Raw genomic sequence first — 18,258 nt, 5'->3', positions numbered from 1 at the left:
TCAAGCCAGCCAAAATATTTATAAATAAAATATCTCAAGGAGTAAAATAATCATGGCGAATAATATGGAAAAAATAACGCTCACCCCCTATCAGACAATTTTTTATTATGAGTGGCTACAAGATCCCGATCGCAGTGATTACAATATGGTGATCGACAATACTATTGTCGGCGAAATAGACAAAAAAAAGTATAACGATAGTTTTGAACAGCTGCTTAACGAGCATTTTATTACCCGTCATAACATTGATGACGGACCTGATGGGGCCTTTTGGGTACCGAGAGAGCCCGTTTTCAATTTAGTCACCTATCACGACACCCCGTTAACCGATGAAGAAATTTATGCGCTAGTTTCTGCCCCCTTTGACTTAAGAAATGGCCCACTGGTACGGATACATTTGATTTCTCTTGGGGCAGAACGATACCGTACATTGTTTATTTTTCATCATATTGTTGTCGATGGCATCAGTACCGAAGAGATCTGGGAAAAATGGCGTAAACGCTATAATGGCATCGACTATCAGGTGCCATCGCTGCAGGAACAGGGGGTTATGCACCAGCAGCTTTGCCATAATTTCGCCACGCTTCTGCAAGAAAAAGGCGAACAAATGCGTGGGTTTTGGCGCGAGCGTCTGGGCGATCTTGAAGGCGTTGATTTACGCTTTTTACAAACGGGCCGCCAGCTTACAACCGCTGCAACCCGGCGTCAGATCAGCGAGTTACTGTTTGGTTTTGATGAAGATATCAGCCGTCGCGTAAAGCTGTTACTGCGCAAGTATAAGTTGACCACTTACCTGTTCGGGCAAATGGTCATGGCGCTGCTGTTACACAAAATGTCAGGGCAAAAAGCCGTGGCGCTCGCTTACCCGGTGGCGATCTCTGAAGGTAAGGAGCTGTTGTATGGCGCGCATATCAATACCTTGGCTATCGATTATCGCTTTGCGGATGATGCGACTATCCGTAGCGTTATTGCCAGTGTTCATCGTTATTACAAAGCATTAAAACAGACAAAAGCCAGATATTTACCTGTCCATGAGATCCTGGCTTGTGGTGAGGCTACCGGTGTACTGGATGTCGCTTTTGCCCAAACTTTCCTGCGCGATCATCAGACCCATTTTAGTGGCGTCGTGGATGAGTCGGTCAATCACGACTTCCATATTGACCTGGTGAATGAACTGTTGTTTGAACAGGAGGTGTTAGCGAGTGGTATCAACTATCGCGTCAGGTTTGATAGCAACGTCCTTGATGCCTCATTGGTTGAGAAATTTATCGATCTGTATAAAGATCTGTTTATTAATACGCTTGATAAGCTGCTTGCGGGTGAAGTAGACACGCCAATAAATGCCATCACGCTGATTGCGCAGCCGCCACACCACACCCAGCATGTATGCGCTGACGCTAAAGTCCCTCAACATTCGATTGTCGAACAATTTGAGCGTATGGCCGCGACTTACCCAGCCCGCAGCGCCGTTGTTTGTGGCAACCAAACACTTTCCTATCAACAGCTTAATCAACAGGCCAACCGCCTGGCTGATTACCTAAAGTGTGAATTGCGGATCAAGAGCGGCGATTTCGTCGCCCTGTGCCTTGAAAAGTCGGCAGCAATGCCCGTATGTATTCTTGCCATACTCAAAACGGGTGCAGCCTATGTTCCGCTTAACCCTGGCGAGGCCGGGAACAGGTTAAGTTTTATTCTGCAGGACACGCAAGCGAAAGCCATCTTGGGCGATAGCGCCAGCGTGAGCTATTTGAATCAGATTGCAGAGCTGCCGCAGGTGCCGATTATTGCCGTTGATAACCCGCAGTTTCAGCGCGACCTGGTTGCTCAGCAGCAGTCAGAGAACCTTGATATCGCCATAAATTTGCACCAGTTAGCCTATATTATTTATACCAGCGGCACGACAGGTAAGCCAAAAGGCGTGATGATTGAACACGCGGGGTTAATCAATCTGGCGCTGGTTCAGGGCGAAGCGTTTGGCTTGGCACCTGGCGAGGAGTCGATAAAGCAATGTCTTTGGTATGCCGCCTATGTTTTTGATGCCCATGTCTCTGAGCTCTTTACGGCGATTGCCAATGGCCATGTGATACATATTTTACCGGAAAATAAGCGCAAGGATTTTGACGCGTTAGCGGAATATATTGCCGATGCTCGCATTGATATTGCCACTATTCCCCCGGCATTATTGGATAAAAACTCCCTTTTGGCGCTCTCTACTCTGGTTGTTGCTGGTGAACCTTGTAATCGTGAAATTATGCAACGTTATCGTGCGCAGGGAACAACGGTCATCAACGCCTATGGCCCGACGGAAAGCAGTGTCTGTGCGACGTTGCACTATTACGAAAATGGCGATGGCAACCTCAATATCGGCCTGCCGCTACTGAATCTTGATGTACATGTTTTAGATGAGCACCTGGCACCTGTCCCCGTCGGTGTGATCGGCGAGCTTTATATCAGTGGTGTTGGCCTGGCCCGGGGATATCTGAATGATACGCAGCAGACCGAGCGTGCCTTTATCGCCAATCCCTTCCAGAGCGACGAGCAAAAGCAGCGCAATGAAGCGGCACGGCTGTATAAAACCGGCGATCTTGCCCGCCGCTTGGCCGACGGTCACATTGAGTATGTTGGCAGGCGAGACTCCCAACTGAAGATCCGCGGTTTCAGAATTGAATTAAGCGAAATTGAAATGCAACTGGTGCAAATTCCGCAGATTATCCAATCGGCGGTCATTGCACATAAGCTCCCGACGGGAGCCCTGTCGTTAGTTGCCTACTATGTTGCGGATGTTGCCTTGGACAAAGAGCAGATCATTGGGCACCTGGCGGATGCTTTGCCTGACTATATGATCCCGATGGCTTATGTTCATTTAACGGCGTTCCCGATGACGGTTAACGGTAAATTAAACCGTAAGGCGTTACCGCTGCCAGATCTGAGCGGGCAGGATGACTATGTCGCTCCTGCCGATGAGATGGAAATGGCGCTATGCCAGATCTATGGTGAGATATTAGGCCAGGCGCCGGGTCATGTCGGCGTTAATGACGATTTCTTTAAGCTGGGCGGCGACAGTATCAGCGCCATTCAGATGGTGAGAATGATCCGTCAAAGGCTAAAAGGGGCGGCCAGCGTCAAAGAGATTTTTGACTGTAAAACCGTTCGTTTACTTGCCCGGAATATCGTGCTGGACGGCGATGAACATCACATCAAACATCTCTCCGAGTCGGGGATGTTGAGCGGCCCTGCGCAGTTGCTGCCGATCCAGCAGTGGTTCTTCGATCGTGTCGATCAGGGGACTTTTGCCGCTTACCAGCACTGGAACCAATCCTTTGTGCTGGATGTTCCCCAGTTGGATATTGGCATACTCAACAAGAGCCTGGCGTTGTTATTTGCCTATCATGATGCCCTGAGACTGGTCTTTGCGCATGACAGTGATGGTGGTTACAGCCAGCACTACCAATCAGAAATCGGCGAAATACCGCTGTCGGTTATTGATGAACCCGTGGGTGCCGAGCAACAAATCGCGCTCTTTGATCGGTGGCAAAGTGAGTTTGATATCTTTGGCGGCAAGCTGTGCCATATTGGCTATATAACAAGCGAAAATGCGCCGCGGGCCAAGCTACATTTTGCTTTTCATCACCTGATTATGGATGCGGTAAGTTGGCATATCATCAAACAGGATCTGGAAAGGATTTATCGCGCGCTGGAAGGAAACGCGGCGGGTATTAGCGATCCCGTTGAGATTTTAGGTGATAAACCCACCAGTTATCGTCAATGGGCTGCCCAGATACAGGATTATGCCAACCATCAGGGAGCCAATGAGGAAACTCTTTATTGGCGTACTGTGATTGGCGGTCTTGGTGACTATCGCCAACGGATAGCGCCGCTTTTCACCTCGCCATCGTTGAGCCAACGCGAGCTATCGTTAAACAAAACCTTAACGCAGCATCTGTTGGGCGGGGTGCATCATGTGTTCAATACCCAGGTCAACGATCTTCTGTTAGCGAGCTTTGTTGAGATCCTCAAAGAGTTTACCGGGCTGCATACCCAGTACCTGACGTTGGAAGGCCATGGCCGGGAAGCGCTCGACACCAGCGTCGATATCAACCGTACGGTAGGTTGGTTGACCACTATGTACCCGGTCTGCTTGAGCAGCGAGGGGGACTGGCGTCAACGGATCGTGACCGTCAAAGAGACCGTTGGCGGGATCCCGCGCCGGGGCGTTGGATTTGCGCCGTTGATGGGGTATGACGCCGACCTGCTGCCACCGGTTAGCTTTAACTATTTAGGGCGCTTTGATGAGGTGCAGCAGGAGGGATGGTGCTTCAGCCCTACAAACAGCGGACAAACCGTTGCGCATGAGAATGGTGAAGCGCATCTGCTCAGCGTCAACTGTGGTGTAGTTGGGGGGGAACTGAGAATACGCCTCTCCGGTTACCTGGCAGACGAAGTATTGCAACACCTGGCGAGCCGTTACCAGGGGGCGATTGCAGGCGTTATTGAGCGCCTGATGGCGGAAAGCCGCACTTATCTGACCGCGCGAGATATTGACGGGGTAATACCTCAAGCAACACTTGACGCTCTGCAGCGTGATACCGAGCTGGAGTCGGTGTATCTGGCCAATAGTTTGCAGGAAGGCTTTATTTACCACGCGCTATCGCAGGGTGAAGTCGACGATGCCTACCATACCCAGATGTTCTGGGACTATGACAATGCGCTCGATATCACCTGTCTGAAGCAGGCATGGTTACATGCTCAGCAGCATTATCCAACGCTCCGCCTGCGGTTTAATTGGGATGAAGAGTTGGTGCAGATTGTTGATGCCCATGCCGCACTGAACTGGCATTTCTTTGATCTCAGTGGAAAAAACGAGCACCAACAGCAAGCCTTCTTCTCTGATTTATCTGCCCAGGATCGAGCACAGCCTTACGATTTGTCGATCAGCGGGATCTTCCGTGTCTATGTGGTCAAAAATGCGGATGAACGTTACCGCTGCATTTTCAGCTGCCACCACGCCATCATGGATGGCTGGAGTAACCCGCTACTGATTGAAGCGGTGCATAAATTCTATCTGGCGTTGTTGCGTGGTGAAACGTTGAAGCAGGAAGGTGACCACGGTTTCCACCAGGTTCAGCGCTATATACAGTCGCACAAAAGCGAGCATTTACCGTACTGGAGGGACTATCTGGCTGCACAGGATGAACCCGAAGATTTAAATATCTTGCTGTGCGGGCAGGCGAAGCACGTTCAGTTAAATGAATATAAGCACATTAAAACGTCGAAAACACAGCAGTTGAAGTTTGATGAACCTTGTTACCAACAGCTGAAATCGTTCACCGCCGAGAACGCGATAACCCTGAATGCGCTATTGCAATATTGCTGGCACAAAGTGCTCAGTATTTATTCTGGCAATGCTGCCAGCATCGTTGGCACGGTGGTTTCAGGCCGTAACCTGCCCGTGGATGGCGTGGATCAAACGGTAGGATTATTGATCAACACACTGCCGCTGATCGTCGATCATCAGGCTTCTGTGTCGATCCTCACGGCTATTCAAAACCTGCAGGACGCGATCAACGAAGCGAATACCCGCAGCCATGTCAATCTGGCTGAGCTACAACCGGCAGGAAAACGCCTGTTCAACTCTTTGTTTGTCTTTGAAAACTACCCGATGCCTACTGGAGACATCGATAGCGATTTACGGCTACGTTTCGGCAGTGCTAACGAGAAGCAAGATTATCCGTTGGTGGTGACCGTGTTGGAACAGCAACATCTGGCGTTGAGCCTGCATTATGCCGGTGAACTGTTTGACGACGGGCTGATCGAACAACTGCTGAACACGATGAGGACGCTGGTAGAAAATATTGTTCAGGGTGCCTCTCAGTCTCAAACCGAGTTGCCTTATCTACAGGCGGCGCAGTATCAAACGATGATCCACCAGTGGAATGATACCCGCAGGCCCTACGAGCATGATAAAACCCTCGCCGCACTGTTTGAAGCTCGCGTGGCCGCCTCACCAGACAGCGTCGCCGTAGAATTTAACGACGTGGTGTTAACGTACGCACAGTTAAATCAACAGGCGAACCGGCTTGCGCACTATTTACAGCAATGTTGCCAGCTGCGCGCCAACGATCTCGTGGGTCTCTATCTTGAGCGCAGTGAGCAGTTGGTCATTGGCATTCTGGCCATACTGAAAGCGGGTGCGGCCTATGTGCCGATGGATCCGGATTCCCCCGATGAGCGCAATGGCTATATTATTGCGGATGCCAAGGTAAAAGCGGTGCTTTGCCAACGGCAGGCTTTGCAAAGGCTAGACCAGATGGCACCCGGCGCCATGCTTATCCCTCTTGACGCACCGGAAACCACCGCGCGTTTGGCGCGCTGTGTAACAGATAACCCATGCAGCAATACCGGCCCCCACGATCTGGCGTATGTCATTTATACCAGTGGCACGACGGGATATCCTAAAGGGACGTTGATAGAGCAACGCTGTGTGAACCGGCTGGTGATTAATCCCAATTATGTTGAGATCGGTGAACAGGATCGCATTCTTGGTATTTCAGGCTATCAGTTTGATGCCTCCATTTATGACATCTTTGGGGCGTTGTTAAATGGCGCCGCGTTGGTGATTGCCGATAAGCCAAATATCCTGGACTTAGACCGTCTCTCTCAGCTTATTGTCGATCGTCAGATCAGCAATTTCTTTGCCACGACCGCCTTCTTTAATACGTTGGTGGATGCTGAACTGCCTGGTTTGCAGCAGTTGAACTACCTGCTGTTCGGCGGTGAGCAGGTGTCCGTTAACCATGTTAATCGTTTTAGAGCGCTTTATCCGCAGGTCAAGTTGGTGCATGTTTACGGGCCGACGGAAACGACAACCTACGCCACGGCCTATTTGACCAATACGGCGTCGCAGGCGTTTGATTACACCGTACCCATCGGTCAGCCAATCAGTAATACCCAGCTGTATATACTCGACGAACAGCTGCGCCCCGTCCCACAAGGTGCGATTGGTGAGCTGTATATCGGTGGCGCTGGCGTTGGACGCGGCTATCTGAACAATCCGCAGTCGACAGCGGACGCGTTTATTGCCAATCCGTTCCGCAGTGACGCCGAGCGCAGCCGTGGTGAAAGCGCCCGCCTTTATAAAACCGGGGATCAAGGCCGTTACCTGCCGGACGGTAACATCGAATATCTGGGCCGCAATGACTTCCAGGTCAAGATCCGTGGCTTCCGTATTGAGCCGGGGGAGATCGAAGCCCGGCTGATCGACCATCCTGCCATCCAGCAGGCACTGGTCCTGGCGAGCACTAACCCGGCGGGGCATACCCATCTGACGGCATACTACGTCGCACAGGATCCCTTGGAGCAAGATGTGTTGCGCGCCCATCTGCAACAGGTTCTGCCGGACTACATGGTGCCGTCGGCCCTGGTTCACCTGCTGTCGCTACCGATGACCGTCAACGGCAAGGTTGATCGTGCCGCCTTGCCGGTCCCGACGTTTGAGGCGCAGGCAGATCGGGTAGCACCAGCGACGGCGACCGAGCAGCAACTGGCCGAGGTCTTCGCCGAGCTGCTCGCCCTCCCGCAGGACAGCCTCAGCGTGCTGGACGACTTCTATCGCCTGGGGGGCAACAGCATTCTGGCGATCAAGCTGGTGGGCCGTTTGACCCGCGCGTTAGAAAAAAGTGTGCATGTCTCTGACCTGTTCCGCTTGAGATCCATCCGTGCGCTGGCGGCATTTATTGATAATACCGCACAGGGTAGCCAGATCATCCAGGCACCGTCGATCGCCCGGCCTGAGGAGCAGAGGCTGTCGTTTGCCCAGGAGCGCCTGTGGTTTATCGACCGTTATGAAGAAGGCAGCAACGCCTACAACGTCCCGCTTACGCTCAAACTGCAGGCCGGTACCGATCCGCAGAAAGTGGCACAGGCCCTGATGAAGGTGGTTGACCGGCACGAAGTGCTGCGCACCCTGATCCTGTGTGATGACGACGGGCAGGGGTATCAACATATTCTGCCAGCCGAGACATTCTCACTGAGCATATCGCACGAAACATGTGACAGCGTGCAAGCGCTGCATGCGCGGCTGCATGAGCATCAGCACCGGGTGTTTGATCTGGCGCAGGAGTGCCCAATTGCAGCCAGCAGTTATACGCTGGCGGGGAGCCACTACTTCAGCATCGTCATTCACCACATCGCGTTTGACGGCTGGTCGGTAGACCTGCTGCTAAAAGAGTTGCTGCACTATTACCGCGTGTTCACCGGAGAGGCCAGCCATGAACTCCCGGCCCCGCCGGTGCAGTACCGGGAATTTGCGCTGTGGCAGCGCCAGCACCTGCAAGGTGCCACGCTGGACAAGCAACTGGCCTACTGGCATGGGCAACTGGCGGACCATGAGCCGCTCAACCTGCCGACGGACCATGTGCGCCCACTGCAATTGGATTACCGTGGCGACGATATCACCTTCCAGCTGGATGCGGCGACCAGTGCCGAGCTGCGGGCGTTGGCCGCCTCGTTGAACGTCAGCCTGTATACAGTACTGCTGAGCGGCTATTACCTGCTGCTGGGGGTTTACAGTAACCAGCAGGATATCGTGTTGGGGACACCGATAGCGGGCAGGCATTACCCGGGGGTGGAAGACACCCTGGGCCTGTTCGTCAATACGCTGGTCCTGAGAAGGCAGATAGACGTCAGCCAAACGGTCAGAGAATTTATTGGCGAAACGGGCCAACAGGTCAGTGAAGCGCATACCCATCAGGATCTGCCTTTCGAAAAGCTGGTTGAAGTGCTGAAAACGGAAAAAGACAGTTCAAGGCACCCGATATTCCAGGTGATGTTCAGTCTCCAATCGTTTGGCGCAGCGGGACGTACGGAAGGAGAAAGCCTGTTCGAGCAGTATGACGCGCAAGAAGGGGCGTATCGGGCGGCGAAGTTCGATTTGACCGTGATGATGGACGACAGTGAAGAGGCGATCGGTGGCGTCTTCAACTATGCGACGGCCCTGTTCAACGGGCAAACGATGCAGAACTACATTGCGACCTATCAGCATATCCTGGGCCAACTGGGTTCGCTGTGCAGGCAGGGGCGTTCCCTCGCGGAGCTTCAGTACCTGGATACGGCACAATACGAGCAAATCATCCGCCAGGGGAACCGCACCGAATGCGATTACCCACGGGATATGACGATCCACGAAATGTTCGAGGCGCAGGTAGCAAGAACCCCAGAGAATATCGCACTGGTGTTTGAGGGCGTGAGCCTGACCTATCGGCAGTTGAATGAACGCGCCAACCGGTTGGCGGCTTACTTGAGAGAACGCTTTGCTGTCCGCACTGGCGATCTGGTGGCGCTGTGTTTAAACCGCTCTGAGCATATGCAGGTCGCGATACTGGCCATTCTCAAGGCGGGGGGCGCTTACGTTCCACTGGATCCGCTGGCGCCGGATGACCGGGTCAGTTACATGTTAGATAACGCCGGTATCGATATCATCTTGACGGCACACCCCGGCGATGAGAAAGCCGCAGCGCTAGCAGCAACCGGCAGAACCGTCATTGATATCGCCGATCGGGAAACCTCAGCTGACGTTGCCCGCTACCCAGGCGAAAACCAGCCTTCATCGGTGCGGTCTACCGATTTGGCTTACATCATCTATACCAGCGGGACCACGGGCAATCCTAAAGGCGTCATGCTAGAGCATCACAGCGTGATCAACCGTATTGTCTGGATGCATAAGCAATATCCGATCACGGCGCAGGATCGTATCTTGCAAAAGACCAACTACACCTTCGATGTTTCAGTGTGGGAGCTGTTCTGGGCTAACTGGTTCGGGGCCTGTACCGTTTTTGCCTCGCAGGAGGCCTATAAAGATAATGCTTATCTGGCAGAACTGATTGAACAGCAACAGGTCACGACGCTCCATTTCGTTCCTTCAATGCTGTCGGCATTCCTTGAAACCCTGGAAGGGCAGAGTGCGTTGCAGGCAAAACTGGGCAGCCTTAACTACCTGTTTTGCAGCGGAGAGGCGTTAAACGTGGGGGAAGTCAGAAAATGCCAGCGCTTACTGCCGCATTGCCAGATCCACAATCTCTATGGCCCAACGGAAGCGACGGTGGATGTGCTGTTCTACGACTGTAACGCACGCTCCATCAAGGATGTGTTAATCGGTAAGCCGATCGACAATACTTCCGCCTACGTGCTGAATGCACAAATGCAACCCATTCCACCGGGGGCTATTGGCGAGTTATTCATTGGTGGCGTCGGTGTTGCTAGAGGTTACGTGAATAATAAGCCATTGACGGATAAGGTTTTCCTGAGTAACCCATTCCAGAGCAGTGAGGAAAAGCGACGGGGTTACAATGGCCGGATGTATAAAACCGGCGACGTGGTACGCTATTTAGCCGATGGCAATATCCAATATCTGGGCCGCAATGATTTCCAGGTTAAAGTGCGCGGTTACCGTATTGAGTTGGGAGAAATCGAAACGCGCCTGGCCAGTTATCCGGACGTGAATCATGCGGTGGTGATCGCCAGTGAGCGTGGCAGCAGCGATAAATATCTGGTCGCTTATTATGTTGCCGCGCAGGAAATTTCCACCGAAAAGCTATGCGCTCATCTGCGGGAAACACTGCCAGATTATATGGTGCCTGGCGTATTTGTTCATTTGACGGCTCTGCCGGTGACCTCCAACGGTAAGCTGAACAGAAGGTTGTTACCTGAGCCGCAAATAACCCATTCCGTGACCTACGTGGCGCCGGAAAACAAGGTTGAAAAAACGCTGTGTGAGTTACTCGCCGATACGCTGCAAGTGTCATTTGAGGCAATCAGCATGGAGGATAACTTCTTTGCGTTGGGCGGCAACAGCATCCTGGCGATGAGGCTGAACAACCGGATTAACCAGGTGCTGAGGGTTAAAATACGCCTGCTTGATATTATCAATGCGCGCACCCTAAGCGAGTTATCGCAAGCCATTGCACAGGCTCAGGGGAAGTCCTTTGAGGTGATAGTGCCATTTAGTACGGTAACGCAAAAACCACAGATGTTTATGGTTCACCCTGGGATGGGGAACTGTTCGGTCTACCAATCCTTGGCCAATAGGTTGAGTGAGCGTTACTGCTGTTATGGGGTTGACTCATATAACTTCTATCACGAGCAGAAGGTCGAGCGGCTTGATGAATTGGCACGTTTCTATCTGGAGCATATCGATCGCGTGCTTGATATCACCCAACCGGTCACTTTATTAGGCTGGTCGTTGGGCGGGAAGATTGCACTGGAGATCGCGGCCAATTTAGAAGCGCGTGGGGTTAAGGCTATCACTGTCTATCTGCTGGATACCTGGTTGTTAAGCGAAGATCATTATCTGCGGAATGAGTCATCCTTTAACCTGGACTCTATGATGGAACGGTTACAAATCCCACATTATTTAAGACATAATGTCGAATCGGTTGCCATAAGCGATAAAGTGTTGAATGCACAGCCACTTTCTGCCGTGTTGAAACATACGCAGATCGTGCTGTTTAAGGCGACAGAGGAGATAGATAATGAGGAATACCAGCAATATCGGTTTAACAACATTGATACTGGTGTTGAAAATATCGCCCAACTACAGCTGTTTGAAATAGCAGCCAGTCACTTTACCTTGCTAGAAAGGGAGGATGAGTTGATTAGCCATATCCGCTAATTCTTTCTTGGCGCTGGGCAGGGATTCTATTACCTGCCCAGCATGCTGTCGGTGAAGGGTTAAAGAACATGACCAATTATATCTACTGCTCTCGTATTGACGAGCTAAGCAGCGAACTGCTTTATTCGCAGCGGGATTATCTTGATAGAGACCAACGGATCTTATTCGATCGGTTTAGATTTGATGACGATAAACGCCGGTCATTATTGGGGAGAATGTTGCTACGTTATGCATTAAAAAAACATGTTGGTTATCAGGGAAGTCATTTTCCCAGGCTGCACTATAACCGCTATGGCAAGCCTGCTGTGATGGGAATGAAAGGGGGGTTTAATCTTTCCCATGCGGGGGACTGGGCCGTATGTGCCTATACTACGCAGGGGGATATCGGCGTTGATGTGGAAAAAAGAGTCCCCATTGACATACGTGACTACCAGGATGTGCTTACCCCTGAGGAGTTTACACAACTCGTTCAGGGGGAAAACGTTGATTTCTTTCGTCTGTGGTCGTTGAAAGAAGCCATCATAAAAGCGGATGGTCGGGGTTTTGCTTTATCTCCGACCACGTTTACCTTACCTCACCCTTTTGCCAATGGCTTAACCGTTGATGTTGCTGAAAAACGGTGGTATTTGTCCTCACAGGACATCGGGGGGGAATATGTATTATCCTGCGCCTCAACATCCTATGACACCGCACTGTTTTCGTTAGCCTTTGACGCTTTGTTGGCCTGACTTAATCGTCGCCGTTTTCTGCCAAAGCCATATGCGATATGGCGGGGCGCTCAGCTCTGGCAGACAAACGCGCTGTCCTTGTCCAGCAAATAAGGGCGCAAATAGGCAACGGTGCTGCACATCGGCAAGATATCTGCTGACAGCGTTATCCCCAATGTTTCGATCAGGTATTTTCTACGCTGCTGCATCCGCTGCCACAGCTGTGGATACTGTTGTTGGATCTCCAACTTCAGCTGTTCATCCGCCAGTAGCACAGTGCTTTCGGCAGAAACGCCACCAAAGTTGGGCACTGAAGGGATAATATCAATCTGCAGGATCATGCCGCTCAACAACTTTTGCTGAGAGCCTTGATAAATGGGCGAAGACATCCACTCTTCTTCAGCGGTCAAATGCCCTGGACACAGCGACCAACCGTACTTTGAGCGCGGTAGGACCGCTTCCACGTGATCAAACAGATCGCCGCCACGCATGCCAACGCTAATCACTTCAAGCCAGTGGGCATAGGCCGAGAAGTAGGGCTTGGCGACTGCATCCAGATAGTTTTTCGCCTCTGTTGATAACTCACCATTAGCATTGACCGCATAGCCTGCCCGGCTGGAGGCCCCGCCGCGATAGCCTACGGTTAAAGAGATCGTATCACCGTACTTCACGGTGTTGTCGGTTGGGAACAGGTTGCCTTTAATAAAGCGTGGGCCGCTGGAAGCAATGGTAACGATACTCGGGTGCTGGCCAAAGCGCACCAGGCAATCCCCTAACGCTTGTTCTGTGACGCCCGGGGCCAGCTTATTCATGGCATCCAGAATGCAATCGGAGGCTAATGCGGCACCATATTCATAGTGAGCCACCTCGTTGGCATTATTGACCGTTCTTACCCCGTGCTCGCCGATAAACAAATCTGTCTCATTGGATAAACAGGCTTCATTACCGACGATGCTACGGAGGGTATCGACAATAAAGGACGGGAGGTCATAGAGTGTTTTGTCGATCTCTGGCCCGTTGGTAAACATCTTCCAGCCTACCAGGCCGGTGCGGGCATTTTCCCGAATGCCAGCTTCAACCAGCAGCTCTTTAATCGATTTATCGCTTCTACCAGGTTGATTAGGCAGTGAAAATTGAGATAAGTGTACCGCCTTGGCCTGAATTCGCGCCTTGGTGACCTTATTGAGGTTCTCGTTCCCCAGCACCAGCGTCATTTCGCCATCGGCGTTGATAATCAATAAGGCTTCTTCAAAGCGGGTGAAAAAGCCAACCAGATATTCAAAATTGCTACCGTGCTCCACATCACAGTAAATCACCAGCTGATCAAGCCCACGCAGCTTCATCCTGCTGAGGATGTTGCTTTTTCTTTGTTGGATGGTTTCATCCGTTAGCGCAACGGGCACGCCAGTGCAGTCCTTTTGCGGCTCTGGGATGGTTTTTAAGCTTACTTGCTGGTTTTTCATGTGACCCTCTTTTGCCAAGTGGGAGTTCGTACAGCCTGTTGATCAGGCCATAACATCGAAAATATAGTTGAGACTTATCTCGCAGTGTTAAACAGCTAAAAATCAGCTTAACGTTAATTTGATCACAGTTTCTACTTTTATAGGTTTGAGTTCTTGCATTCATTTATCAAACTGTTAGCGTATTGGACTGTAAATTAGGATTGTTACTGTTTAACAGGCAAAACCTAAACCTCGGGTGGTGTTGGCTATTAGTTAGCACGCCACCCGAGGTTTAGGTTTTTTTTTGCCTCAAGATCGGCTTATACAACAGGCTGGCACCCCGGCAACGCGACAGAGAGTGATGAGGTATGAACGACCAGCAAAAGAAATTATTGATGGAGTGAGTGACCAATAAAACGTGGCTAGCCTGATGTACGGCATAACCCGCTTGCGTTTAAAACTATTCGTCTGATGTAGGGGGATATATTATCCATCTACGGAAGACCAACAATAATACAAACTATAACCATTGAGGAAATAACCATGAAACGGTTTTCACTATTACTTGCTCTATTATCTTCACTTATTTTTAGCCCGCTCTTGGCTTACGCTGAAACAGTAGATGATAATACAGTCACCATTTATGTTACCCGCCATGGGAAAACCATGTTTAATACCGTACATCGGGTTCAGGGTTGGGCAGATACCCCGTTGACGGCCGCAGGCGTTACGGTTGCTGAACAACTTGGCAAGGGGCTGAAGGATGTTGAATTCAAAAAGGTGTATGCCAGCGATCTGGGGCGGGCGCGTCAAACTGCACGTATTATATTAGCCGCAAAAGGGCAGCAGTTGGACATCGTTGAAAGCGAGAAATTGCGTGAGTTCTGCTTCGGTATTTACGAAGGCGATCTCGATGCCAATATGTGGGGAGCAATCGCCACCAAGCTTGGCTATGAGTCGGAAAAAGCGCTATTCGGTGATTTTGCCAAAGGGAAATTGCCATTTGCCAAGATGTTCGGCGGTGTTGCTCTGGTCGATACCAGCGGTGAAGCCGAAACGTTTGCCACCGTCAAAGCACGTATGCAATCAGAGCTAAAAACTATTGCTGAGGAAACGGCAGCTCAAGGGGGCGGTAACGTACTCCTGGTTTCACATGGAGCAGCTATTCTGGCCATGGTAGCGGATATGAGCTCTACACCCATTATCGCGCCACTGTCTAATGCTAGCGTTACGCAGATTACTTATAAAAACCGTGAATTTACCGTAGGTAAACTGGGCGATATGAGCTATGTAGAAAAAGGTGCAAAGCTCTGATTGGGCGGTGAGCTAAAGGTAATTAAATAGAATACTATGTATCCATAACCCTCAATATCTAACCAGCATCAGCGGCAATCTTGTCACATCATCATATAGATAAGATCATTTAGTCCCTGATGCTGGTTTTCGGCTTTTTTCTGCGCAGGAACTTATGCCGACGCACATCAATGCATAAGCCAAGGCGAAAATGCAAACTCTAATTATGAGTCTGCTAATTTAATTAAACATTAAAAATTAATAAAAAAATCACAACACTGTTGGTCAAGTAATGCACCCGTTGGCAATGCTATGAGCAGACTAAATCAGACCATGTTGTGAACATATTCGGTAATAACTACACATATTTTGTCATGATTTCATTAATAAATCGTTATTTTGGACAGAATAAAATGCCAACAACGTCATGTTTTATAAGTTAAATTTTCCTTTGTGCAGGATTTATTGATCGCCATCAGGATGCTCATGAACAAAAAATACACACAGTAGACTATTCATAAGCCGATGCTGTTACGACTGGCACTGGGTTATTTTGTGACACTCTGATAAGGAAATAACATGAGCGGACAGCAACAAAATATTACCTCCTCTGCAACAGAAATGGCTCCCGTTCGCTGGGGAGCCTACGTGGCGCTACTTTTTGCCATGGTATTCTTTTCCGGGCTTCTCGGCGGTAAAGAATGGTATGGCGTGTTTGATTTCACGACATTGAACGGGTCTTTCGGACGAGTCGTCAGTGGTGTGACTCAAAGCAACGAGGCATTAAACGTTTCCAACAGTACCTTTCGTGGTACCGGCGGTAATGGTGCCATGGATGGTTTTCTCTTCGCCTTCGGCCTGATACCTGCTGTCATGTTTGCCCTTGGCATGATCAATGTACTGGAGCACTACGGTGCGCTGAATGCAGCACGTAAACTGTTAACCCCACTGTTGCGCCCGTTGCTGGGACTGCGTGGTAATACCGGTTTGGCACTGATCGGCAGCTTGCAGAGCACGGATGTTGGTGCCTCACTGACACGCAAGCTGGCTGATGAGGCGCAGATTACTGAGAATGAAAAAGACGTTTTCACCATGTTTCAGTTTTCTGCAGGCGCAATGATCACCAACTTTTTCTCCTCCGGCGCCATTCTGTTCACTTTGGTCGCCGCTGACGGCACCCTGGCTGTTCCCGCCTCGATCGGCCTGTGCATCCTCGTCATGTTTTTTATGAAAATCGTTGGCGCGAATATTTTTCGTTTGTTGCTGAAAATGCGTCGTCAAGATAACGCATCTTCTGAAATCCATAAGGCATAGGGAGAGCACCATGAGCATGACGACTGAATCCAAACCCATGATCACCGATGTTTTTGTTGCTGGCGCGCGCAAAGGCTGGACCATTGCCACAACCAGTACCTTGCCCAATGTTCTGATGGCCTTTGTGGTGATCAAGGCGCTGACCATTACTGGCGCACTGGACGGGCTGGCTTTCATTTTTGCTCCCCTGATGCAGCTGTTCGGCTTGCCGGGCGAGGCGGCAGCGGTCCTGATCGGAGGCTGGATGTCAATGGGCGGTGGGATCGGCGTAGCCGTTAGCCTGTTCGATAGCGGGATCCTGACTGGAGAACATCTGGCTATCCTGGCACCGGCCATCTATCTGATGGGGTCCCAGATCCAGTATGCCGGACGCATCCTTGGGGTCATTGGCACCAACGCCAAACTGATCCCGTTGATGATAGCCATCTCGGTACTGAATGCCTTCGGTGCCATGTTGCTGATGCACATTTTTATCTAGAGGCACGGCGACCTGCGGGGCGAGTGCGAGATCGTACTCTCCCTCGATTTAATTTCAGTGCACGCGCAGCTTGCACAAAAGAACAGGGGAAACACCATGCAATTAGACGACTATCTGGCAGAGTTGGCCTCCTTGGTTAATGTGGACTGTGGTACCAATACGCTGGACGGAGTTGCCACCGTTGCTGGCAATATGCATGAGAAATATCAGCAGCTCGGCTGGCACTGCGAAATTGTCGATCTTGGCGATAAAGTGGGGCCCGGCGTTTTTGCTGCCAACAAACCCAATAGTCCACACTTTGATGTGCTACTGGTAGGTCACCTAGATACGGTTTTCCCGGTAGGTACCGTAGCGACGCGCCCCATGAGCATCAAGGAGGATCGCGCCTATGGCCCCGGCGTGGCGGATATGAAGAGCGGACTCCTTAATATTCTTTGGGCAATGCGGGAACTGTCTGCAGAGGCGAAAGAGCGTCTCTCTATCGCAATTGCCATGAACCCTGATGAGGAGACGGGGTCGGTTTACTCACATGAATGGATTGGCGCCCTGGCGAAACGCAGCCGCTGCGTGTTGGTGTGCGAGGCCGCCCGTGCGGATGGCTCACTGGTCAAGGCTCGCAAGGGAATGGCCCGCTACGAGCTGGAATTTCACGGCGTCGCCGCCCACGCCGGTAACGATCCTGATAATGGGCGTTCCGCAATCAATGAAATGGCCCACTGGATACTTCATCTTAATCAGTTTGCCAATGCGCAACTGGGGACGACCCTGAACGTTGGAGTGGTGAGTGGAGGTTCTGCGGCCAATGTAGTTGCGGACCACGCGCAAGCGATAGTGGATGTCCGCTTCTGGCAGAACGACGAATTTGAGCGTGTCGATCGGCTAATGCGAACCCCTACGCCTCACTGCTTTACTGCCGATGTTCGCCTCAATGTGACATTACAGGCTCATGTGCCCGCCATGTCACCCTCAGAAAAAACCGAACAACTGATGGCGAAGGTGGAGTCTGCGGGTAGGTTGGAGAATATTGACGTTCGCTGGCAGGCCGTCGGTGGTGGTTCTGATGCCAACCATACCGCCGCGCTTGATATTCCCTCACTGGATGGTTTTGGCCCAATTGGGGCTGGCTTCCATAGCCCGGCAGAATATCTGGAGTTGTCCAGCATCGAACCCCGAGTGCGTCTTTTACGCCGGGTGATAGAAACGCTTTGATCGCTGTCAGAAAGCAAAAAACCCGCCATAGGCGGGTTTTTCTAAATGATGGTGCCCGGACTCGGAATCGAACCAAGGACACGGGGATTTTCAATCCCCGTGTTGAAAAAGGTTAAAATTTCGACTGTGTTTATTACAACTCGAATGACA

General features: G+C 51.0%; 7 protein-coding genes. 6 read left to right on the top strand and 1 reads right to left on the bottom strand.

Features of this window, described 5'->3' with window-relative positions; genetic code table 11:
• The first annotated feature begins 52 nt into the window (after nucleotides 1-52).
• Both A6U95_RS11795 and A6U95_RS11790 read left to right on the top strand, forming a co-directional pair.
• Nucleotides 53-11,665: a non-ribosomal peptide synthetase gene (locus A6U95_RS11795; RefSeq protein ID WP_065684629.1), complete on the top strand. Its 11,613-nt coding sequence runs from the start codon at nucleotides 53-55 to the stop codon at nucleotides 11,663-11,665.
• 68 nt (nucleotides 11,666-11,733) lie between these two features.
• Entirely contained in the window at nucleotides 11,734-12,393 is a 660-nt protein-coding gene (locus tag A6U95_RS11790; protein WP_065684628.1) for a 4'-phosphopantetheinyl transferase superfamily protein, read from the top strand.
• Between the two features lie 50 nt (nucleotides 12,394-12,443).
• On the opposite strand, the gene A6U95_RS11785 is transcribed toward A6U95_RS11790, so the two are convergent.
• Entirely contained in the window at nucleotides 12,444-13,835 is a 1,392-nt protein-coding gene (locus A6U95_RS11785; RefSeq protein ID WP_065684627.1) for a M24 family metallopeptidase, read from the bottom strand.
• A gap of 522 nt (nucleotides 13,836-14,357) precedes the next feature.
• Between A6U95_RS11785 and A6U95_RS11780 the strand changes: the two genes are divergently transcribed.
• The 4 genes from A6U95_RS11780 to A6U95_RS11765 all read left to right on the top strand — a co-directional run bounded on the left by A6U95_RS11780 (nucleotide 14,358) and on the right by A6U95_RS11765 (nucleotide 18,108).
• The gene (locus tag A6U95_RS11780; RefSeq protein WP_065684626.1) at nucleotides 14,358-15,128 is read left to right on the top strand and encodes a histidine phosphatase family protein; all 771 of its coding nucleotides are present in this window, start codon (nucleotides 14,358-14,360) and stop codon (nucleotides 15,126-15,128) included.
• A 558-nt stretch (nucleotides 15,129-15,686) separates the two neighbouring features.
• The gene (locus tag A6U95_RS11775) at nucleotides 15,687-16,421 is read left to right on the top strand and encodes a nucleoside recognition domain-containing protein (protein ID WP_024529096.1); all 735 of its coding nucleotides are present in this window, start codon (nucleotides 15,687-15,689) and stop codon (nucleotides 16,419-16,421) included.
• Nucleotides 16,422-16,437: 16 nt separating this feature from the next.
• Nucleotides 16,438-16,899: a YjiG family protein gene (locus tag A6U95_RS11770; protein ID WP_037434993.1), complete on the top strand. Its 462-nt coding sequence runs from the start codon at nucleotides 16,438-16,440 to the stop codon at nucleotides 16,897-16,899.
• A gap of 96 nt (nucleotides 16,900-16,995) precedes the next feature.
• A complete protein-coding gene (locus tag A6U95_RS11765; RefSeq protein ID WP_065684625.1) occupies nucleotides 16,996-18,108 on the top strand; it encodes a M20 family metallopeptidase in 1,113 nt (370 codons plus the stop codon).
• Nucleotides 18,109-18,258: the final 150 nt, after the last annotated feature.

Source organism: Serratia sp. 14-2641, from assembly GCF_001692375.1.
GTDB classification, from domain to species: domain Bacteria; phylum Pseudomonadota; class Gammaproteobacteria; order Enterobacterales; family Enterobacteriaceae; genus Chania; species Chania fonticola_C.
This window is presented reverse-complemented; position numbering and strand designations above follow the sequence as displayed.

Bases quoted from the DNA above. Each gene is read 5' to 3' on its own strand.
- A6U95_RS11790 (WP_065684628.1), top strand. From the start codon at position 11,734: ATGACCAATTATATCTACTGCTCTCGTATTGACGAGCTAAGCAGCGAA.
- A6U95_RS11780 (WP_065684626.1), top strand. From the start codon at position 14,358: ATGAAACGGTTTTCACTATTACTTGCTCTATTATCTTCACTTATTTTT.
- A6U95_RS11795 (WP_065684629.1), top strand. From the start codon at position 53: ATGGCGAATAATATGGAAAAAATAACGCTCACCCCCTATCAGACAATT.
- A6U95_RS11765 (WP_065684625.1), top strand. From the start codon at position 16,996: ATGCAATTAGACGACTATCTGGCAGAGTTGGCCTCCTTGGTTAATGTG.
- A6U95_RS11785 (WP_065684627.1), bottom strand. From the start codon at position 13,835: ATGAAAAACCAGCAAGTAAGCTTAAAAACCATCCCAGAGCCGCAAAAG.
- A6U95_RS11770 (WP_037434993.1), top strand. From the start codon at position 16,438: ATGACGACTGAATCCAAACCCATGATCACCGATGTTTTTGTTGCTGGC.
- A6U95_RS11775 (WP_024529096.1), top strand. From the start codon at position 15,687: ATGAGCGGACAGCAACAAAATATTACCTCCTCTGCAACAGAAATGGCT.